Source organism: Pseudovibrio sp. POLY-S9 (assembly GCF_001431305.1).
Lineage (GTDB): Bacteria > Pseudomonadota > Alphaproteobacteria > Rhizobiales > Stappiaceae > Pseudovibrio.
This window is the reverse complement of the sequence record NZ_LCWX01000212.1, coordinates 1-20,820: the sequence shown is the minus strand read 5'-3', so window position 1 is coordinate 20,820 and position 20,820 is coordinate 1. Positions and strand designations below refer to the sequence as shown.

General features: G+C 48.7%; 16 protein-coding genes and 1 pseudogene. 11 read left to right on the top strand and 6 right to left on the bottom strand.

The window, feature by feature from the left end:
- Position 1 precedes the first annotated feature (1 nt).
- From PPL9_RS21110 to PPL9_RS21095, 4 genes are all read left to right on the top strand, one after another.
- Positions 2–781 carry a transporter substrate-binding domain-containing protein gene (locus PPL9_RS21110; protein WP_208989528.1) on the top strand — a complete coding sequence of 260 codons (780 nt, stop codon included), beginning with the start codon at positions 2–4 and terminating at the stop codon, positions 779–781.
- A gap of 51 nt (positions 782–832) precedes the next feature.
- Positions 833–1,561 (top strand): ABC transporter permease, encoded by a 729-nt coding sequence (locus PPL9_RS21105; RefSeq protein WP_057464552.1) that lies wholly within the window; start codon positions 833–835, stop codon positions 1,559–1,561.
- Positions 1,554–2,327, top strand: a complete 774-nt coding sequence (locus PPL9_RS21100) for an ABC transporter permease subunit (protein ID WP_057464550.1) — start codon at positions 1,554–1,556, stop codon at positions 2,325–2,327. Before PPL9_RS21105 ends, PPL9_RS21100 begins: the two co-directional genes overlap by 8 nt.
- A gap of 296 nt (positions 2,328–2,623) precedes the next feature.
- A complete protein-coding gene (locus PPL9_RS21095) occupies positions 2,624–3,262 on the top strand; it encodes a TetR family transcriptional regulator (RefSeq protein WP_161831408.1) in 639 nt (212 codons plus the stop codon).
- Between the two features lie 477 nt (positions 3,263–3,739).
- Here the strand turns inward: PPL9_RS21095 and torT are convergent, their stop codons facing one another.
- Entirely contained in the window at positions 3,740–4,813 is a 1,074-nt protein-coding gene (torT, locus tag PPL9_RS21090; protein WP_082597019.1) for a TMAO reductase system periplasmic protein TorT, read from the bottom strand.
- Positions 4,814–4,832: 19 nt separating this feature from the next.
- On the opposite strand from torT, the gene PPL9_RS21085 reads away from it, so the two are divergent.
- Entirely contained in the window at positions 4,833–7,679 is a 2,847-nt protein-coding gene (locus tag PPL9_RS21085; protein WP_057464543.1) for an ATP-binding protein, read from the top strand.
- A 12-nt stretch (positions 7,680–7,691) separates the two neighbouring features.
- Here the strand turns inward: PPL9_RS21085 and PPL9_RS21080 are convergent, their stop codons facing one another.
- Entirely contained in the window at positions 7,692–8,405 is a 714-nt protein-coding gene (locus PPL9_RS21080) for a response regulator (RefSeq protein ID WP_057464541.1), read from the bottom strand.
- Between the two features lie 152 nt (positions 8,406–8,557).
- Here PPL9_RS21080 and PPL9_RS21075 point away from each other — a divergent pair, with 152 nt between their 5' ends.
- Entirely contained in the window at positions 8,558–11,218 is a 2,661-nt protein-coding gene (locus PPL9_RS21075; RefSeq protein WP_057464539.1) for a molybdopterin-dependent oxidoreductase, read from the top strand.
- Between the two features lie 342 nt (positions 11,219–11,560).
- Here PPL9_RS21075 and PPL9_RS21065 read toward each other — a convergent pair whose 3' ends face one another.
- The 4 genes from PPL9_RS21065 to PPL9_RS21050 form a co-directional block, all read right to left on the bottom strand.
- A complete protein-coding gene (locus PPL9_RS21065) occupies positions 11,561–11,998 on the bottom strand; it encodes a universal stress protein (protein ID WP_057464536.1) in 438 nt (145 codons plus the stop codon).
- Complete coding sequence (locus PPL9_RS21060; protein ID WP_057464534.1) at positions 11,991–14,594, bottom strand: TRAP transporter permease; 2,604 nt, start codon at positions 14,592–14,594, stop codon at positions 11,991–11,993. Before PPL9_RS21060 ends, PPL9_RS21065 begins: the two co-directional genes overlap by 8 nt.
- Before the next feature lie 85 nt (positions 14,595–14,679).
- Positions 14,680–15,660 (bottom strand): TAXI family TRAP transporter solute-binding subunit, encoded by a 981-nt coding sequence (locus PPL9_RS21055; protein ID WP_057464532.1) that lies wholly within the window; start codon positions 15,658–15,660, stop codon positions 14,680–14,682.
- Positions 15,661–15,724: 64 nt separating this feature from the next.
- Positions 15,725–16,399: a GntR family transcriptional regulator gene (locus tag PPL9_RS21050; protein WP_057464530.1), complete on the bottom strand. Its 675-nt coding sequence runs from the start codon at positions 16,397–16,399 to the stop codon at positions 15,725–15,727.
- 125 nt (positions 16,400–16,524) lie between these two features.
- On the opposite strand from PPL9_RS21050, the gene PPL9_RS21045 reads away from it, so the two are divergent.
- From PPL9_RS21045 to PPL9_RS34795, 5 genes and pseudogenes are all read left to right on the top strand, one after another.
- A complete protein-coding gene (locus PPL9_RS21045) occupies positions 16,525–17,700 on the top strand; it encodes an FAD-binding oxidoreductase (RefSeq protein ID WP_057464529.1) in 1,176 nt (391 codons plus the stop codon).
- Positions 17,701–17,724: 24 nt separating this feature from the next.
- A complete protein-coding gene (locus PPL9_RS21040; protein WP_057464527.1) occupies positions 17,725–19,104 on the top strand; it encodes an FAD-dependent oxidoreductase in 1,380 nt (459 codons plus the stop codon).
- A 60-nt stretch (positions 19,105–19,164) separates the two neighbouring features.
- Positions 19,165–19,824: pseudogene (locus tag PPL9_RS21035) on the top strand (formyltetrahydrofolate deformylase); the annotation flags it as partial.
- Positions 19,821–20,240, top strand: a complete 420-nt coding sequence (locus tag PPL9_RS34800) for a tetrahydrofolate dehydrogenase/cyclohydrolase catalytic domain-containing protein (RefSeq protein WP_348271978.1) — start codon at positions 19,821–19,823, stop codon at positions 20,238–20,240. The pseudogene PPL9_RS21035 and the gene PPL9_RS34800, both read left to right, overlap by 4 nt.
- Entirely contained in the window at positions 20,216–20,713 is a 498-nt protein-coding gene (locus tag PPL9_RS34795) for a hypothetical protein (RefSeq protein ID WP_348271977.1), read from the top strand. Before PPL9_RS34800 ends, PPL9_RS34795 begins: the two co-directional genes overlap by 25 nt.
- Positions 20,714–20,820 lie beyond the last annotated feature (107 nt).

The following is a 20,820-nucleotide window of genomic DNA, read 5'->3' as shown; positions in this document are numbered from 1 at the left end:
ACTGGGAGGAAAAATGAAAATCAAATCTACTCTATTCGCGCTTGCTGTTGCTGGGTATGCAACAGCGGCAGCTGCAGAGCCTGTTCGCGTTGGCATCGCAACAGAGGCTTACCCGCCATTCTCCACGCCGGATGCAACCGGGAACTACACCGGTTGGGAGATTGATATCATCAATGCTGTTTGTGAAGAGGCCAAACTGGATTGTAAAATCGTTGCATCCGCGTGGGATAGTATCATTCCATCTTTAACTGCTGAATCTATTGATATTATTGGCGCATCTTTGAGCATCAATGAAGAACGCCTTAAGGTCATTGATTTCTCCAATAAGTATTATCAGACCGGCGCATCTATCGCGATTGGTAAAGGCAGTGGTGTTACTCCAACTTCCGAGGGGGTTTCAGGCAAAATCATAGGTGTACAGTCTGGGTCTATCCACCAAGCATACGCTTTAAAACATTTCCCAGATGCCAAGATCCGTGAATATCAAACTCAGGACGAAGCTAATCAAGACCTTTTTGCAGGACGGATTGATGGCACCTTGGCCGATGTTTTAGTTCTCGACGAGTTCCTGAAATCGTCTGAAGGTGAGATCTGCTGTAACGACGCTGGCTTGGTTGCAGCTGACGTTTCCATTCATGGCCAGGGAGTTGGTTTTGGTCTTCGCAAAGGCAATGACGAGCTGAGATCTCAGCTCAATGACGCCATTGATGCAATCCGCGCAAACGGCACCTACGATAAAATCACTGCCAACTACTTCAACTTCAATATCTTCGGCGAATAAGTATCGGATTGCCAGTAGAGGGGCCTCCCTCTGCTGGCTTGGGAGAACTGTATGGCAACTAACTATCGGGAAATGAGTGCTGCCGAACTGCTCTCTTTGGAACCTCCGGGTTGGGGGGGAGCTTTGTTGGATGGATTCGTCGTATCTTTGCAAGTTGCCTTGCTTGGGTATGCGATTGGTATCGTGATCGGTCTTGGGGGTGCAACACTGAAGCGGTCCGGTGGTCCAGTCGCTCGGGATCTCATGTCTGTTTACACTACCTTTGTTCGTGCCATCCCTGAGCTGGTCTTAATCTTGTTGGCCTACTTCGCACTACCTGAATTGCTCAGCAATGTGCTCTCAGTCGCTGGGTTTGGTAGGATCGAAATCAACGGTTTTGCTGCAGGTGTGCTTGTTATAGGGTTTGTTCAAGGCGCTTATGCAACCGAGGTTTTTCGTGGTGCCATAGCCTCTGTACCGATTGGGCACATCGAAGCTGCGCACAGCTTTGGTATGCATCCGCTACGCATATTCCACCGAATTACAATTCCTGAAATGCTTCCTGCTGCAATTCCGGGCCTCTCAAATTTATGGCTGATCGCAACCAAAGACACTGCATTGCTAGCGGTTGTTGGTTTTACAGAATTGACCTTGGCGGCGCGTCAGGCATCTGGTGCAACAAAGCATTATTTCCTGTTCCTGCTCGCAGCTGGTGGATTGTACCTAATGGTGACATTGGTCTCCGCCCAGCTTTTTAAATGGTTGGAAAATCGCGTGAGCCGGGGAACACGTTATGCCTGAGCAAACTCTTATGAAGCCTCATCGCTTGATTATGGTTCTCGTCGCTGCAGTGCTTGTGCTGACCTTCGCATTTATGATGGATTGGGCTTGGCTGCCTAAATATAGTTCTGAGATTTTGGATGCGCTTTGGATCACCATTGCGTTACTGGTGAGCTCGATCGTTGCTGGCTTTTTGCTTGCGGTGCCGATTGGGCTTGTGCAAGTTACTGGACCTCGCCCGCTGGCTTGGCTCGCGATGAGCTTTTGCACGCTGATCCGCGGAACGCCAATCTTGTTGCAGATGTGGGTTCTCTATTACGGTTTGGGATCTTTATTCCCCTACATGCCCGGATTACGACAAAGCTGGCTTTGGCCTTACTTGATTGAGGCGTGGCCTTATGCGTTTGTCGCTCTTACATTGTCGTTTGCAGGCTATGAAGGTGAAGTAATGCGAGGTGCTTTTAAAGGCGTCCCTCGCGGAGAGCTAGAAGCAGCGCATGCTATCGGAATGCATCCGTTTACAATTCTACATCGCATTTGGTTGCCAAGGGCAGTTCAACGTGTACTACCAACCTTGGGTGGGGAACTTATCTTGCAACTCAAAGCGACGCCGTTGGTTGCAACCATTGCTGTTGTCGACGTTTATGCGATCTTTGGGCGTATTCGCCAAGAGACGTTCATCATCTATGAACCGCTGCTGATGCTCGCGCTGATCTACCTCATACTTGCCGGCGGTATTGCATTCGCATTCCGGCTTCTAGAAAACAAGCTTCCTGCAAGAGGGTGATAATAGAAAATGTGCTCAAACATGGATGACCACAACTAAATTCACCAAAGAAAAGTTGAAATCTAAGGATTTGGTGCCACGCCTCTTTACCAGGATAAGTTGAAAGCAAAAGATCATTTTGATATCTTTGAACTTATTGCGGTTTCATATGAGCCAAGTTTTCATCAAGGCTTAGTCAGTCATGATAGATGCGTCTGATGGGTGCACGGCCTGGTAATAAATTTAACTTCACGGCCACTTGTCTCTTTCCCATGAGTACAAGTTGCTGGTTTTTACTCTTGGATGTGCTTACAGAAATGCAGGATAAATCTGGAAAAATCCGTCAGGAAAACACAGATACGAGGCGAGCTGATCTTATTTCTGCAACTTTGCGGGTTATCGCGCGTGGAGGTGTTCAGTCGGCCACCGTGCGAGAAATAGCAAGAGAAGCAAACGTTACCCAAGGGCTTATCAGGTACTACTTTGCAAAGAAAGACGAGCTCATTGCAGCTGCCTATGAAGCCTACATGGGCAATCTGGTCCACATTGCAGATGAAGCATCTCGCGGTGAAGAGACTGCCGCTGAGCGCATGTCCAACTTTATTAAGGTCTCTCTGGAAGAGCCAGTTACAAGCCATGACTCGATTGCCATATGGGCTGGCTTCTTCGAAACCTTACTTCACAACAAGGACATGACAGAAAGCCACGAACGAAGCTACAACCTGCTTCGCTTGCACCTGAAAAAATTGATTTCTGATGTTTTGCTTGAAGCAGGCAGGATAGTGAGTGAACAAGAACTCAGACGCCTTAGCATAGCTGGAAATGCGATCCTGGACGGTTTATGGTTGGAAGGCGGTGCCTTACCTCACGTTTTTGAACAGGGCGAACTGGTGCAAGTCGGCCTGGAGTGCTTCAGCTCATTATTGCGGATCGACCTACTGGGGGCCAGAAATTAGGCTCCTAAAAGTGAAACAAGTGCGCTGGTAGACTGACTTATTTCGCTCGTACATGTTTGTGATCACGTTTAACAACGCGACTTAGGCACGGGAGAGGTGGCATTGCAGATCAGAAGATCAGAGACTAGAATTTATTAGAGACCGTATGTGTCACACATGGCATTTTATGCATAGAACATGTGATCAAATACTCACACCCAACCTAAATCTTGATGCTTACAATTAGTGCATGGCTTCAACCATATGTAGATTTAAGTAAGTTCGTAACTGAGTAACCATACCTACAATTCATGCCGTCACTAGGCAGCTCCAGATATCGCTAATTTTCAGCTTTAGGTGTTCTCATCTAACTTACCGTTCAAGGCAGACACCAAGCTTCACAGACATCTCGGGCAGTCCAATAAATCAAAGCTGCAATGAGGAAAACATAGACCTGTTTTCGGCTATTGCAGAGTTCAACATACTCAAAATGATGCATCATCTGATGCTGTTGGCGATAACCGCCCACTTGTCTGCTGGAAGTGTTTTGGGTGTCGTAATTTGAATTTTTGGGCCAACTTGCTCGTATTCTAGAGCACCTGTCAGCAATTTTGTTGCTTGATTGGCGGCGAGCCAGCCTTGGAGGACGGGGAAGTCTACGACTGATGCGGCTATTTTGCCTGAGCGGAGGCCGCGTTTTACTGCGTGAGAGTAATAGGTTGCGTAGATCTTTGGCTTTGATGCACAGGGGATGAGATTGATGAGGGACATGGCAGCTTCTGCGGCAGGGGCGCTTCCAACGAGGATGTCGTTAGGACCGCACTCTGCAACGGCAGCTTCTACCTGCTGGAACTGATTGTGGTAGTCGCTGTCTGCTTCAAAGTTTTTGATGACGATGATGCGATCAGACTTCAACCCTTCTCTAAGGCCTCTTTCTAAAATCGGAGCCCAACCAGAAGATGAGGGGCCTGACACCATTCTGACTGTGAACCGACGATCTGATCCTTTGGGCAAGTCGCTTACGATCTTCTCTCCCAGCATCTGTCCCATACGTTCCCAGGAAACAGCTATTTTTGCACTCAAATCAGGAGAGGCAAGATCGTTCACGAGGGCGATAACCGGTACTTGCTGGGTAGCCTCTGAAACAGCTTTAAGAAGTTTAGGCGCATTTGCACTGACAGCACCAATTACGATTGCATCGTGTCCTTTGGAAACACAGGTGCGGATTTGTTCTACCTGACGGTCTAGATTAAGGTAGCCACCTGCTTCATGCCAATCAAAGTTCAGCTGTAGTTGTTTTGCCTTCTCCTGAAATCCAGAGTGAACGCTTATCCAGTACTCATCTTTCATATGAGGGACGAGAACGCAAACGGAGAAGCCTTTTCCAGAAGCCTTGGAGGGAGTGTATGTAGCCGATTGGGCAGGGCTTGAAAAATCAAACGGTATTTTGTGGGCTTCAATAGGTAAATCAAAGTCCTGTGCTGTACTTTGGCCTACAAATGAGAGGAGGCACAGCAATAGTATTGCAGTCGCGATGATGCACTGGCCAAATTGAGTTACTGGAAACTTCATTGAATATCAGGAGCCTAAGGTGAGATTTGATAGACAGATTAAGCTGATCTTCTCAACACTTGCAGGCCTCTCCCTTCTTACCGCCATTCTGGCTTTTGGAAGTGTACTGTATCTGAGCCAAACCTATCAGGCGTTGATGCAAAGCAATATTCGTCTGACCACGGCGAGTGGCGCTTTGGGGCGTTCATCAGAAACAGTGGCCCAACTGTCTCGCGATTTTTCTCTTGCTCGACATGAAGGTGAGATTATTCGCCTTGGCGGTGAGCTTGAAAGTGAAGTTGTTACCATACAGCAAGATTTGGCCTCTGTTTCTGCTTTGGAGGCGACGAAGTTCAATACAACGGTTGTTCGTGATAACGCACTAGCTCTTGTTAAAGAAACACAAAACCTTCTTGGATTGTCCCGCCAAATCAAAGCATTCGATGTCCGGCTACAAACCCTGAGCCGGGAAGGCCTTGAGGCGTTGTCTGAACTGACGGTCATTGGTGATAATCTGGTTTCCAACGCGCGAGTGGGTGTTTCGATCGACATTACGTCTCTTTACGACCAGCAAAGTCAGGAAAAAAAAGAGCAGAAACTTGATAAGCTGGTTGATGAAGATTTCTTTCTTTTGGAACGAATGATCGAATTCAGACAGGCCGCAATCACGCTTCAGAGCCTTTTGCAGACCGTACGCTTTTCCCTTGTTAAGGAGGAGCGCGAACAATTCCTGAAAGACGCAACTGCACAATTGAAGCGACTTGAAGGGCGCGCCTTGCTCATTCGCGGTCCGGATTGGGCCGATCAGGTTGAGCGACGATTGAGTGAACTCAATGAAATTTTCTCTCCCTCTGAACTTACAGAGATTCTGATGGGTGAGATCGATTTGCGGCAGAAGGCGCTCGATACAAGTAGAAGCGTGAGCATCAGGTCTCAGGAGCTGTCTCGCAGTTTGGGATCTCTGATTGTTCTCAATCAGGAGTACGCAGAAAGCCAACAAAAGAGCCTGAGCTATAAGGTGGAATGGATCCTGATTGGTTTTTCGGGCCTTGTGCTGATTGTGCTTGGCATCGCAGCTTCCATATTCATTTTTGCCAATAGAAGAATTGTTGCTCGTTTGCGATCCATCGCTTCTGGAATTGTTGCACTTGCGAGAGATGATTTCACGCAGGCGATTCACAGAACCTCCCGAGATGATCTTGGGGGACTGGAGCGTGCGGTGGAAATTCTCTACGGCAAGGTACGTCATAACCATCAGTTGAAGTTAGACCTGCAAACGAGCAAACGAGAGCTGGAAGACAAAGTTGAAGAACGCACCCAGCAATACTTAGAGGAAGCTCGACAAAGTGATGAAGCACGGGCGCAGGCGGAGCAGGCAACACGGTCTAAATCTGAATTTCTTGCAGTGATGAGCCATGAGATCCGAACACCGCTGAATGGTGTGATTGGCATGCTCCGCCTTATCGAACATGACGTATCTGATCCAATCAAAGGTCGCATGACTATCGCACGAAAATCTGCGCAAGATCTTCTGGCGATTGCTAATGATCTTCTGAACTACGAGCGATACCGAGAAGAGCGCGTTGATATCAACAAACTACACTTTTCACTGGATGACTTCATTGCGCAGGTGGCTGATCTGGCAAAAACGGATGCGATAGAGAAAGGCCTGCACCTAGATATCAAAATCTCTCCGCTCGTACCACGCGTTGTCTTTGGGGATGCATCCAAGTTGAGGCAGATATTGATTAACCTGCTTTCCAATGCAGTCAAGTACACTGAGTCTGGCCGTATTTTTTGGGAAATAGATCAACGACCCGGTGAAGAAGAAGGCACATTCCTACTCATCTTCTCAATTACAGATACTGGCATCGGCATTGCAGCAGATCAGTTGGAGCACATTTTCGATGTTTATGAGCATCAACCAAACAGCTACGGCAATAAACGCTTCAGCGCAGGGTTAGGGCTCACAGTTTGCCGCCGTTTAACCGAAGCGCTTTCGGGTATTCTGACCGTTGAAAGTGAACCTGAAGTCGGCTCTTGTTTTAAACTGATCGTGCCTGTTGAAGAGGGAACACTTTCAGAAATTGCCAGTGATCAGGAGAATGAGATTGAGCAAAATTTGGGGCTGAGCGTGCTGGTCGTGGAAGACCACTCTGTCAGTCGCATGGTTGCCCGTGGTTATCTGGAAAAGATGGGATGTGAAGTCACCGAAGCGCAAGATGGAGCTGCAGCTTTGAAGGCTTATGAGGAAAAGCAGTTTGATGCTGTGCTGCTTGATCTGGACCTGCCTGATATCACTGGTGTTGAGACTGCCCGCAGAATGCATGAGCTTACAAGCGCCAATCAAAAACTCCCTCGATTGATTGCGGTTACGGCTCATAAACTCAGAGATATGAGTGCTCTGGAAGCAGCAAACATCACACAGTTTGTTCAAAAACCGATATCTCCGAGCAATCTTGTTGCGGCTCTTCAAAACGCCAGTGCGGATAAACGGCTCTCAGAAGATATTGGTGACGCAGCTCTTTCTATCGATGCCGTGAAAACCGGTCTGATAGAGGACATTCGATACATGGGCGAGGATAATGTTATGGCCATTCTTGCCGACTTCTTCGCGAAGACACCCCAGGATGTTGAAGAGCTAAAGCAGGCTTTCGCAGCTGGAGACATGAAGATGTTAGCGCACCTCGCTCACCGCTTGAAAGGAGCTGTCTCCAACTTCAATCTTACTCGAAGCGTGCAATTACTTGGAGATCTTGAAATGATGGCCGGAGACCTATCTGCCGATCAAATCAAGCTTACTCCGGTATTGTCAATGCTGGATGAGGAGCTGAGCCATTTACAGGAGACGGCTTTACATCTCGGACTTAAACCCTTTGAAGACTGATCTTCTGATTGCTTATGGATCATCCCCGATGAACAAGTAACCCTCTCCATGAACGGTAATAATATGCTCTGGGTGAGGTGGATCTTGTTCTATTTTACGCCTCAAGCGGCCAACAAGCACATCAACAATACGAGTGTCAGACACGAATTGTCGATGCGTCACGGATTGGAGGAGACGTGACCGGGAGAGGACTTGCCCGGAATGCTGAGTGAAGGCATTTAACAGCTCAAACTCGCCGCGTGTCAGAACAACAGCTGTTCCATCTTCCTGTACGATCCGCCGGCGTTTGGGATCAAAAGTCCAGCTACCAAACATTCTACATGGCTCAAGTTGCTGTGCCTGTGTTTTGCGGTGCAGCCCCACACGATAAAGCAGCACTTTCACTCTGGCCAACAACTCGCGTGCATCAAATGGCTTGGTTACATAATCATCCGCGCCCATCTCAAGTCCGATAATCCGGTCGACCTGATCGTTGCGGCTTGTCAGCAGAATTATCGCGATATCAGATTGAGCGCGTTGCTCGCGCGTAATCTGCAAGCCATCTTTTCCATCAAGGTTGATATCAACAAGCAGCAAGTCTGGATTGTCTCGTTCGATGATCCTTTCCATCTGATCAACGTCTTCTGCTTCGCTCACAGTGTACCGCTGCTGGCGTAACAACGCGCCTAGGCGCTTGCGAGTCACCAAATCATCTTCAACAATCACGATATGAAAAGTGTCAGTCATGAGAGGACTTTACCGAACTCATCCTGATTACGATAGGCGGATTTACATTCTGTTACAAAATCGAACCATCCATTCATGAGCTACGTGGGACCTGTTCAATCAAATTTGCGATGCTTTTGAAAACACAGTCATTCAAATCGTAGGGAAGAAAAATGACTACTTTCAACGTCAGTCGCCGGTCAGTTCTCAAAGGTGGTTCTGCTCTGTTTGCATCAAGCTTGCTCAGCAGTTCCGCATTGGCTTCAATCGACCCAAATTCTCACAGCCGCCGCGTGTTCCATGCAACGCACTACGGTCCATTCGAGGCTATTGTAAGAGATGGCAAGATCTCTGGCATGGCGCCAATGATCGAACTGGATGCTCGTCCCACTGAAATGCTGACATACGGTGTGATTGACCGGACCTATGATAAGACCCGAGTTCTTTATCCAATGGTGCGTAAATCCTATCTGGAAGGCTGGGAGACTGGCGAAATCAGGCCAGAGCTGCGCGGCAAGGAAGAGTTCGTCCGTGTAGATTGGGACACGGCTCTCCGTCTCACTTCCAAAGCTATTCTTGACACCATCGAGCACTATGGCAACGAAGGTATCTTCTCTTCATCTTACGGTGGTTGGTCTCATGCGGGTGTGATGCGGCCAAACGTATTGCAAGGTCGCTTCTTCAATCTGTTCGGTGGTTGCTCCATGACCGCAGGCGATTACTCCGGTGGCGCCTCTCAGATCAGCCTGCCGCATGTGATTGGCGACATGGAAGTGTATTCCGCACAAACTTCCTGGGAAGTCATCCGGGATGAAACCGAGATCTTCCTGCTTGTTGGCTGTGATCCGATTAAAAACAACCGTGTTGAATTCCGTGTTGCTGACCATGGCATGTATGCACATTGGGAAGAAATTCGCGACAACGGTGTGAAGTTCATCTCCATCAACCCGCAGCGCACAGCATCTGATGAATTCTTCGATGCGGAATGGCTCAAGATCATTCCAAACACAGATGTCGCCCTGTTCAACGCCATGTCTTACCACGTGGTGAAAAAGGATCTGCACGACAAAGCCTATCTTGCAAAATACGCAGAAGGCTCAGACAAGTTCATCAATTACCTGATGGGTACAGCGGATGGTGTAGAAAAATCACCTGAATGGGCTTCCTCTATAACAGGTATTTCTGCAGATAAAATCAGAGAGCTTGCGGAACTCTTCGCTTCCAAGAAAGTCGAAATTGCCGGCGCATGGTCACTGCAGCGTGCTCACCATGGTGAAATGACACACTGGGCGATCATTAACTTTGCAGCACTGACTGGGAAAATCGGTAAGCCGGGTCAAGGCGTTGGTTTCTCCTGGCATTACGGCAATGGCGGTATGCCAACCTCTGGTAAATCGACACCATCCGGCTTGGCTCAAGGCCGCAATTTAGTCAGCGCAATTTGCCCGGCATCTCGTATTTCTGAAATGCTGAAGAACCCGGGCAAGGAGTTCACGCACAACGGTTCTGTGCGCACCTTCCCAACTGTTAAGATGATCTATAACGCTGGTAACAACTTCATGTCTCACCAGCAGGATACAAACGAACTGATCAATGCACTTCAGACAGTGAATACGGTTGTTTGCCAGGATCCATGGTGGTGCGCATCCACACGCTGGTCAGACATTGTGTTGCCTGCATCTACGTCTCTTGAGCGTGATGACATCACATCCGGCGGCACTTACTCAAATGACCGCGTTTACGCCATGAAAAAGGTGATTGAGCCACTTGGGGAGAGCCTGAGCGACTATGAGATCTTCGTCCGCCTCGCTGAGAACTTTGTGATCGACACTCAGTTTACTGAGAGCCTTGAATACATGGATCACATCAAAGCAGCTTACGCACGCAGTTCTGCGACCGAGAGCTTTGAAGAGTTCTGGGAAAAAGGCTATGCACGGATGGATGTCCCTGTAGAAGCTCGCAAATGGGTTCGTCATGGCGACTTCTATGAGGATCCAGAAGGACATCCACTGCACACCACATCTGGCAAGGTGGAAATGTTCTGTAAGAGCATTGCTGAAATGGAGCTGGATGACTGCCCTGGCATGCCTGTGTGGATGGAACCTGCAGAGTATCTTGGCAACGCCAAGGAAGGTCAGCTGCATGTAGTGAGCCCGCACCCATGGTATCGCCTGCACTCACAGATGGGCAACTCCGAGCGCTTGCGTGAACTTTACATGGTGCAAGGCCGCGAACCTGTCCGCATTAGCGCTAAGGATGCAGAAGAACGCGGTATTGCTGATGGTGACTTGGTAGAGCTTTACAATGATCGCGGAACTGTGATTGCGGGCGCGGTGGTTTCCGATGAAATTATGCCGGGTGTTGTCTCAATCTATGAAGGTGGCTGGCCGCAGGTCGATTCCCAAGGTCGCTGTAACTCTGGCTTGATCAACTTTGTAACCTCGTCCCGCCGTTCAAGTGGTCTCAGTCAGGCAACTACAGCAAACACCTGTCTGGTATCTTTGCGCAAATGCGAAGACCCTGAAGGTCCAAACCGTGCCTATGAACCACCTGCAATTCTGGAGGACGTGACTTTCTCTGCAGTATCAGAAGAAGCAGTGAATTCTGATCGCATCGATGGTCTAGTGGAAGCTCTTTACGAAGACATGAGTGAAGGTGAAAAACTCTTCTATCAACGCTGCACCGTGTGCCACGGCCCTCGCGATCCATCTCAATTCACACAGCTCCAGTGGAAAGGCATCACCCAATCCATGTTCCCACGCGCAGGACTAGAAGACACAGAAAAAGCCCAAGTCCTAGACTTCCTCCTCAAAAACGCCAAGGATGCCGGTTAGGTACTTGAAGTTGTTCAAAAACAAAGGGCCAGAGCTTCTTTGGCCCTTTGTCATTGTAAGCAAAAAACTGCTTCTAGGAACGGAAGAAAGTTATGGCTTCTTCCTTTCAAAGAATAACCACGACCCTGCTTTCAAGGAGAAACTAATGTTACTGCAGTTCTTAGAGAGGAGTCTCTAGCAGTTCTAACATCAGAATTTTACGTTCAACCAAACTAGTTTCGACAGAGACAGGGGAAAACACTCTACTAATTGAAAGCCAGTCTCTTCCAACTAACTTTGGCCACGAGCAACTTCATTTAGACAAACTGGAAAGCCATCTGAGTGAAAATTAGTATTGAGATACTACCCCTGCCCTTCCCGAACGACCATAACCGAGCATGGAGCGTGGCGGACTATTCGGGCGGCGTTGGGGCCTAGCAGGTAGTCTTTTAGTTCCGGACGATGAGAAGCCAAGATAATGAGATCGGCATTTAGTGCTTCACGCATCTGCAAAATTTCGTCGTAAACAGAGCCATGAGCGATCACGTGTTGCAGTTTGATATTGTCATCACTGACATACTCTGACGTGAATGTGTGCAATCGCTCGTTAGCAGTTGCGCTGAGACTGGACTTATAGTCCTTAGGAAAATACGAGGCTATAAGTGGGCTAACCGGAGGAACCACACTGAGAAAGTGTAGTACCGCCTTGTAGGCCTTCGCTATCTGGCAAGCAGTGGCAACGGCTTTTTCACTTGCTTCAGGGTAGTCAAGGTCTACAGGGACGAGGATATCGTTATACATAGCTCAAAGCCCCTTCCTTACCTTCATTTCTTTTGCGGCGGCGTAGTTGGAAAAGGACAAGAATACCCAGAACGAACAGCGTTGGAATGTAAAACCACTCTTTCGCAAAGCGGCTGTTAGGCTTGTGTAACTCCAAAACCTCCCAATCGAAATCTATACCCCATTTCTGCGCCGGACTATCAAACGCGACATCGTCTACCCAGACCTTGTCGCCTTCCTCACGGATCATTAGCCCAGTTTTCTCACTCAAGCGCTCTTCTCCGGAAAGACCTTGATCTCCAAGAGGGAATGCGACAACTTTTCGGACAATATCACCGCTAAAGTTCTCACCTTCCACCACAAGGCGAAGGTTAGCGCCTTCCTCAGCGCGCTCTGTGACTTGTAGTATCTGATTGGGGTTCAAGCTCTCAAAGGGTGGCTTGACCGTGTCGAGCAAGAAGCCAGGGCGCAGCAAAATAAATGCGACCAAGAGAAGTGCAAGCGACTCCCACTTATAGCTTTTTGCAAAGAAGTACCCCTGAGTTGCCGCTGCAAACACCAACATAGCGACTGTGGACATAGTGATGATCAGAATTGCGTAGGGAATGCTGTCCACACCGATCAGAAGCATTTGAGGGTTAAATACAAAGATGAATGGCAGAATGGCTGTGCGCAGACTGTAGTAAAATGACTGTACGCAGGTGCGCATAGGGTCAGAGCGGGCAACAGCAGCTCCAGCAAAAGCATCGACTGCAACAGGCGGCGTCGTGCCGGACATTAGGCCGAAGTAAAAGACGAACAAGTGTACGGCGAACAATGGGATTGTAAGCCCATTTTGAGCAGCCAGCGTCACTAGGGGTTGGGCCATAACACTTGCCACAACGATGTAGTTTGCTGTTGTTGGCAGGCCCATTCCCAGGACAACACACATCACTGCCGTAAACACAAGCATCAGGACAACATTACCACCTGATACTGCATCGATAATTTGCGTCATCAGCAGACCGAGCCCGGTCAGAGAGACGACGCCAACGATAATGCCAGCAGCCGCCATAGCGATTGCGATGCCGACCATGTTGCGAGAACCGGCTGTCATCCCATCCAACAGGTCGCTGAAGCCTCTCGCAAAAGCATCATTTGATTTGCCTGCCGTTTGAGATCTGAAACGCTGCATTAATGGGCGTTGTGTCAGAATAACAGCAATCATAACGACAATTGCCCAAGAGACGGACAGGCCGGGAGAAAGGCGCTCTACCATTAAACACCAAATCAGAACTCCAATTGGAATGATGTAATAGAGGCCTGCCATGAGCGTAGGCTTTAGTTCCGGTATAGTGACAAGAGGGGCATTAGGGTCATCGATTTCAAGTTCAGGATAACGGGCGGCTATTTTCAAGAGAACAATGTAAAGGATGATCATTGAGACAGCAGCCAAAGGAATAGTTGCCTCGCCTGCGACCAGTTTCAGCAAAGTCGCGAAGCCATAGACAGCACCTGCTACAACAGCAATTGCGCCAAAGCCAAACAGGAAACTCCAAAGAGCCTGCCCTAGCGTGCTTTGATGAAGCTTAGCGAGCACTGGCATGTTGGCTTTTACGGCTTCTAGATGCACAATATAGAACAAGCCGATGTAGCTGATCACGGCAGGGACGAAGGCGTGCAGGACCACATCATAATAGGTGATGCCGACAAACTCCGTCATCAGGAATGCGGCTGCCCCCATAACTGGCGGCATGATCTGTCCATTTATCGAAGATGACACTTCAATCGCACCTGCTTTTTCTCCTGAAAAGCCAATGCGTTTCATCAATGGAATGGTAAATGTGCCCGTTGTTACAACATTGGCAATTGCAGAACCTGAAATCAGACCTGTCAGAGCAGACGAAACCACAGCGGCTTTAGCAGGACCGCCCCTTAAGTGCCCCAGGAGCGAAAAAGACAGTTTGATAAAATAGTTGCCCGCACCGGCTTTATCCAACAAAGCACCAAACAGCACGAACAGAAAGATAAACGAGTTTGAGACACCGAGTGGAAGGCCAAAGACCCCCTCAGTTGTAAGCCACATGTGATCTACATAACGATTGAGACTAAAACCGCGATGCGAAATTAACTCCGGCAGTACAGGGCCCAAGAAAACATAGGAGGAAAAGACGAGTGCTACGACGACAAGCGACAATCCAAGAACACGTCGGGTGAGCTCCAGAAGCATTCCTATCCCTACAAGTGAAATCACCAATTCCTGTGTTGGGCGAATACCCCCAGAACCCTCTACAACGTCCCTGTAAAAAACAACGATGTACAATGAACATGAGGCCGCAATGATGGCAAAGAGCCAGTCATAAAAGGGGATGTATTTGCGCGGAGATCTAACCAGCGCTGGAAATGTCGCAAACCCAAGAAAAAACGCAAAAGCCAGATGGATGGCACGTTGCTGTGTGTCGTCAATAAGTCCGATACCAGTCGAAAATGGCAATGGGGATGCCATGTAAAGCTGGTAGAGAGGCCACAATAAGCCCACTGCAAAAATCAGGTATTTGGCAAGTCCGGATGGATCACGTGCACCTGTATCATTTTCAGCAATCAGGTCTTGCAGTTCATTTTGATGTTTTTGGTCCATTCGCCCCTCTCTGGACTAGATGAAAAGACGGGCAACATTCATTGCCCGCCTCTTGCCACTTGTATCGAGTTCAGCTGAGTTGCTGTTACTTGATCAGGCCGACTTCACGAAAGTAGCGCTCTGCACCTGGGTGGAATGAAACGGAACGGCCGTTCTTGACAGCCCCTTCACGAGTAACGCCGATGTAGAGCGTGGATTGCTTTTTGAAATCTTCGAAGTTATCGAACACAGCTTTGACCATGTTGTAGATCACTTCTTCGTCTGCATCTGCAGAAGCTACCAAGGTCGCAGGCAGACCCCAGGTCGTACGCTCACCTTCCTGGCCGCGATAAGTGCCATCCGGAACTATAGACACGCCATAATACGGGAATTCTTCAATCATCTTAGCAGTGACATCATCATTCCAGTTAAGCACTTCTGCATCACAGGTGTTTGTAGCCTCTGTAATTGAAGAAGCTGTGATGCCTGTCGTGTAGAAAAACGCGTCAATCTTGCCGTCACACAAGGCTTGAGCCTGCTCACGAGAAGTCAAACGTGTCGCCTGGCCATAATACTCATCAGCATTAGTTTCATAGCGGCCCAGAGCAAAGTTCATAGTTGCTTCTGTGCCAGAACCTGCATTGCCGATGTTTACAACTTTCCCTTTAAGATCTGCAAAATCTTTTGCTTCAGAATCCTTGCGAGCGACAAGATGTGCAGTGTCCAAGTGCAAGGAAAAGAGGAAACGTAACTTATCGTTGGCACCGTCTTTCTCAAACTTTGATGATCCCTTGGACGAATGGTACTGCCAATCTGCTTGCGCAATAGCGACGTCCATCTCTCCAGATTGAATTGAACGAAGATTAGCGACAGAGCCACCAGTGGATTCAACAGTACAACGAATGTTGTGATCTTGCGTCTTACGGCTTTTGTTCAGAATGTTACAAATGAAACCGCCCGTTGGATAATACCCGCCACCAATGCCAGCAGTCCCAATATTTACGAACTTACGTTCAGCTGCGATGGCTCCGGTTGCTATTGCAGCCAATGCCCCAGCTGCAACAGTTAGCTTGAAAAGATTTTTCATTGACGTCTCCTCATGATTATTTTTGCACTTGTGCAAGGACTCCTCCCATGGGCCCGTTTCAGAGTTACGCAGTGCGCCGACGAAGGTAGGCAGCGACTTCTTTTTGCGTAGTTTGAATGTGTTTTCGAAGCGTATTTACCGCAAAGGTGCTGTCTTCCCTCGCGCATGCTTCCAGAATCTCATGATGCTCTCGCATTGGGCGATCCAGGCCACTGGCCTCTGTCACCTGTAAGCGCATGTACGGACCAATGCGTTGTTCAAGATCAGAAATCATGCCAAGCAAATGCCTGTTACCGCATGGCTCATAAAGCAACCTATGGAACTGCAAATTGAAATCAGACCAGCGCTCGATGGCTGTTTCTGCGGCGTAGTCATCCAGCAGGGATCTTGCATGTTCCAAATCACGTTCAATCATGTTTGGGATTGCAAGTTCCAATGCCCGGCACTCAAGCGCCAGTCTGATATCAATAAATTGCAGCACATCTTCTGCAGAGAGCTTGCGGACAATCGCGCCTCTTTGAGGTCGAAATTCCACCAATCCTTCAATCTCAAGGCGACGCAATGCCTCTCGCACAGGAATCTTGCTAACTCCGTGTGCAGAGGCAATTTCGTCTTGCCTCAGCGGTCGCCCACCCTCGAGTGTTCCCTTCATGATTTTGGATTTCAAATCACGATAGATAGGGTCAGCAGCACTACCAGCCTTGATAGGTGTGCTGAGCTCTTCTTGAGCTGAGTTCATCAAATACTCCGAAATAATACGTATTAGATACTTGCAAAACGTATACGATTTTGTCAACATCAAATACGCAATACCAATTATCAGGCCCGTCCAGGACCTCCACTGCGGAGCACTCAGCAAGAAGAATGAATTACGATATCGTCATTATGGGCGGCGGAATTATGGGGTCTGCCGCTGCATATTTCTTGGCCCGCAGCGGACTAGTTGGGGCTGTCGCGGTTATAGAACCCGATCCTTCGTACAAAGAAGCAACAACCCCACAAGGGGCAGGTGGAGTACGTCAGCAGTTCAGTTTACCAGAAAACATCGCCATGTCGGCTTATAGCCTTGATTTTTATAAGAGGTTTGAGGCAGCACTGACAGATGTTCCGGATGTCCAGTCCATCAGTTTTCGCGAGCAAGGCTATCTGTTTGTTGTAGGAAAAGATGGCGAAGAAACACTACGCAAGAACGTTGATCTACAAAGTTCGATGGGCGTTACGACACAACTGATGGACAAAGCCGAAACGGCCAGAAAGTTTCCTAGCATCGATCGTCAGGACATCGCACTAACGTGTTACACTCCGGATGATGGTTGGATTGATCCATATGCTGCGCTGCAAGGTTTTCGAAGGGCAGCAGAACACATGGGTGTCACTTACATTCGCTCCAGTGTGACAGACATGCAATGTTCAGGAACAGAGGTTCATTCTGTTGCTCTCGCGGATGGATCTACCATTAACGGCAAGTATTTCATTAACACCGCCGGGCCCTGGGCCAATAAACTGGCTGAGATGACGGGAGCATCCCTGCCGGTCGTACCGATGTGCCGAGTCCAGCACTTTTGGAAATGTGCCCATGAACTTGAGTCACTTCCTTTGGTTAAAGATGAGAGCGGTATGTTCTTTAGACCTGAGGGAGATGGATTTGCTGGCGGGCGACCAAGCTTTGATATTGCTCCAGGGTTTATTGATGACATCTACTCCGGCTTTTTCGCCAATTACTTTGAAGAGGTCATCTGGCCCATGATGGCCGGTCTTGTGCCCAAATTCGAAGCAATCAAGCTACAACGGAGCTGGGCCGGACATTACGCACAAAACCTGTTGGATGGAAACATGATCATAGGCAAGTATTCGCCTGGACATGAAAACCTCATTACAGCCTGCGGCTTTTCCGGACATGGCATTATGCATGCACCGGCAGTGGGACGAGCCCTGGCTGAACTTGCTCTCAATGGCTCTTACCAAACGCTGGATTTGACGCGCATGGAGATGAGCCGAGTTCATAAGAATGAACCTTATGCCGAAGTCGGCATCAAATAGTCCATACGAAAAGAATTCAGAAAAATGACACAACACTCAGCAGAGGTCGCTATCATTGGTGCTGGCATCGCCGGTATCGCAACTGCTTATTATCTGGCCGAACACCACAACATCACCAACGTGCTCTTAATCGAGCAAGGCCAGCCAATGGCATTCACATCGGCTCAGTCAGGTGAGAACTATCGCAATTGGTGGCCGCATCCAAGCATGGTGGACTTCACCAACCATTCTATTGATTTGATGGAAAAAATCGCTCGCGATAGCAACAACCGCTTGCACATGAACCGACGCGGTTATGCGTTGGCGACCCGCCGAACTCAGGTAGACGATTTGGTAGAGCAAATTCGTTATGGGTACGACAATAAACATGACGATTTGATCCGTTTCCATGGCTCCTCGGACAGTGTGTCCTACAAATTTGCTGAAAAGCCAGATTGGGAATCAGCTCCCGACGGCGTGGATGTAATGCAGAATCAGGACCTGATCCGCAGAGCATTCCCTTCCTTCTCGGAGGAGATTCAAACTGTTTTGCATATTCGTCGTGGTGGGGACATTTCCGGCCAGCAGATGGGGATGTACATGCTGGAAAAATACAGAGCTCAGGGAGGACGGCGCCTCACTGGTATGGTCAAGCAAATAAATCAGCAAGATGGGTTTGAGCTTGAGATCGAAACCGGTGAAGGCCTTACGCGTGTCAAAGCAGAGAAAATTGTCAATACTGCAGGGCCATTTGCGGGTAAGATTGCAGAAATGATCGGAGAGACTCTTCCTGTTTACAATACTTTCCAACAAAAGATTGCATTTGAAGACGTAGAAAAAGCCATTCCCCGCAACCTGCCTTTTTCAATTGATCTGGATGAGCAATGTATCGACTGGTCTGAAGATGAAAAGGATTGGCTAGCTGGTGATGATGAGTACAAGTGGCTGACTGAACAAATGCCCGGCGCTATCCATTGTCGACCGGATGGTGGTGACAATGGCAGTTGGTTGAAACTGGGCTGGGCCTACAATGAAACCCCTCAGGATGTGGCATGGGAACCAGTGTTGAATGATCAGTTTCCAGAAATTGCTTTGCGCGGAGCTGCCCGCCTCAACCCATCTTTGAAGGCTTACTATGGTAAGTTACCTCGAAACATGACCCATTATGGTGGGTGGTACACAATGACTGAAGAGAACTGGCCGCTGATCGGATCAATGGGAGAAAACGGTGCCGAAAAAGGCGCATTCATGGTTGCTGCACTATCCGGATTTGGCACAATGGCAGCCTGCGCATCAGCCGACCTGGTCGCAAAGTGGGTAGCTGAGGATGGAAAACCCAAATACGCCAGTGATTTCTCGCTAGAGCGTTACCAAAATGCACCGCTTTTGGCTGAGTTGAAAGAAGCTAGCAAAGGCGTTTTGTAGCCCCATTACCATAAAAAATGCGGGTGGGCTCCAAAGGTTTCCACTGGAGCCTCATTTTGCTCGCTTTACAAGTTATCAGATGCTTTCAAAGCAGAAATTTCGCTGGAAGACACGGCTCGTGTTATTCCAACGATCCTGATGGTTTCAAAGTTTGTCCACTGCCTGCTTGATATTCTGTATCGCGTTCAAACCGGCAAACTGCCAATTGAGATCAAGGCCGTTGTTTCAAACCACTCCAACAGCCGTGCTGATGTAGAGCGACTGGGTATTCCGTTTTACCTATGGCCAGTCAATAAAGAAAACAAAACCGAGCAGGAAGCCAAGCTTGATGAGCTGATAGAACGCACTGAAGCGGAGTTGGTGGTTCTGGCTCGTTACATGCAGATTCTGTCAGACCAGCTTAGCTCCAGACACTTTGGTAAGATCATCAATATTCACCACTCCTTCCTACCTGCATTTAAAGGTGCGATGCCTTATAACCGGGCATGGGAGCGTGGTGTGAAGCACATTGGTGCGACTGCGCACTACGTGACACCTGATCTGGATGAAGGTCCTATCATTGAACAAGATGCAGAGCGCATCAGCCATGCAGAAACCCCAGCAGAGCTTATTCGTCGTGGGCAGGACATTGAAACACGCGTCCTCGCTCGCGCCTTGAAGCTTCATGCTGAAGGTCGCGTGTTCATCCATGGCAATCGCACAGTGATCTTCCAACAATGACTCAGGCACAAATCATCTGCGGCAAAACCCTTGCCGCAGTTATTGATGAGGAAGTTAAGGAGGCTATTGCCTCCTTGCACACCAGCTTTGGCAAAACCGCTAAGCTAACGGTAGTGGTTGTTGGAGATGATCCAGCAAGCGCAATCTACGTCAACAACAAGGTCAAGCGTTGCCGTAAAGTTGGTATCGAAAGCCAGAAACTAGCGCTTGATGCCAACATCACTCTAGCTGACCTCACTCAAGTCATTCGTGACCTAAGTGCAGAGCCTGAAACCCATGGCATATTGTTGCAGCTGCCCTTGCCCAATGGCATGAATGCACGCAAAATCCTGCATGAAATTGCCCTGAAAAGGATGTCGATGGCTTTCACCCACTTAATTTCGGAAACTTTATGGCGGGGGCACAGGATGCACTGACTCCTTGCACACCTCAAGGCTGCCTGCGCCTCTTAAAGACGGTGATCGACGACTTTCATGGAAAGGATGCGACTGTTATTGGGTGCTCCAACATTGTTGGGAAACCTATGGCGGAGCTTTTGCTTCAGCAAGGCTGTAGCGTCACCTCAGTTCACCACCTTAGCCACGATATCGAAGGTAAAGTTCGCGCTGCAGACATTATCGTGGCCGCAGCAGCGTCTCCGCATTTGGTGAAAGCCAATTGGGTGAAGCCCGGTGCCGTAGTGATTGACGTTGGTATTAATCGCCTGCGTGATTTAGGTAACGGAAAATCTGGTATCGTCGGTGATGTGAATTTCGATGCAGTAAGTAAAATTGCAAGCGCTATCACCCCTGTTCCTGGAGGCGTCGGGCCTTTAACAATCTCCTATTTGCTGGTCAACACTGTCCGAGCTTTTGCTCACCAAATCGGAGGCAATGAACTTCAGCTTTGATGTGTCACACCTTGTCCGTCGTCGAGTGAAGTTAGACAGAATTAGCTTCTGAGTAGCGGGGTGTTTGGCCCGGTTTACGTTTTGATTTTAAGCGGCTTGCGCGTGGT

Bases quoted from the DNA above. Each gene is read 5' to 3' on its own strand.
- PPL9_RS21105 (WP_057464552.1), top strand. From the start codon at position 833: ATGGCAACTAACTATCGGGAAATGAGTGCTGCCGAACTGCTCTCTTTG.
- PPL9_RS21100 (WP_057464550.1), top strand. From the start codon at position 1,554: ATGCCTGAGCAAACTCTTATGAAGCCTCATCGCTTGATTATGGTTCTC.
- PPL9_RS21095 (WP_161831408.1), top strand. From the start codon at position 2,624: ATGCAGGATAAATCTGGAAAAATCCGTCAGGAAAACACAGATACGAGG.
- torT (WP_082597019.1), bottom strand. From the start codon at position 4,813: ATGAAGTTTCCAGTAACTCAATTTGGCCAGTGCATCATCGCGACTGCA.
- PPL9_RS21080 (WP_057464541.1), bottom strand. From the start codon at position 8,405: ATGACTGACACTTTTCATATCGTGATTGTTGAAGATGATTTGGTGACT.
- PPL9_RS21075 (WP_057464539.1), top strand. From the start codon at position 8,558: ATGACTACTTTCAACGTCAGTCGCCGGTCAGTTCTCAAAGGTGGTTCT.
- PPL9_RS21065 (WP_057464536.1), bottom strand. From the start codon at position 11,998: ATGTATAACGATATCCTCGTCCCTGTAGACCTTGACTACCCTGAAGCA.
- PPL9_RS21060 (WP_057464534.1), bottom strand. From the start codon at position 14,594: ATGGACCAAAAACATCAAAATGAACTGCAAGACCTGATTGCTGAAAAT.
- PPL9_RS21055 (WP_057464532.1), bottom strand. From the start codon at position 15,660: ATGAAAAATCTTTTCAAGCTAACTGTTGCAGCTGGGGCATTGGCTGCA.
- PPL9_RS21050 (WP_057464530.1), bottom strand. From the start codon at position 16,399: ATGAACTCAGCTCAAGAAGAGCTCAGCACACCTATCAAGGCTGGTAGT.
- PPL9_RS21045 (WP_057464529.1), top strand. From the start codon at position 16,525: ATGAATTACGATATCGTCATTATGGGCGGCGGAATTATGGGGTCTGCC.
- PPL9_RS21040 (WP_057464527.1), top strand. From the start codon at position 17,725: ATGACACAACACTCAGCAGAGGTCGCTATCATTGGTGCTGGCATCGCC.
- PPL9_RS34800 (WP_348271978.1), top strand. From the start codon at position 19,821: ATGACTCAGGCACAAATCATCTGCGGCAAAACCCTTGCCGCAGTTATT.
- PPL9_RS34795 (WP_348271977.1), top strand. From the start codon at position 20,216: ATGGCGGGGGCACAGGATGCACTGACTCCTTGCACACCTCAAGGCTGC.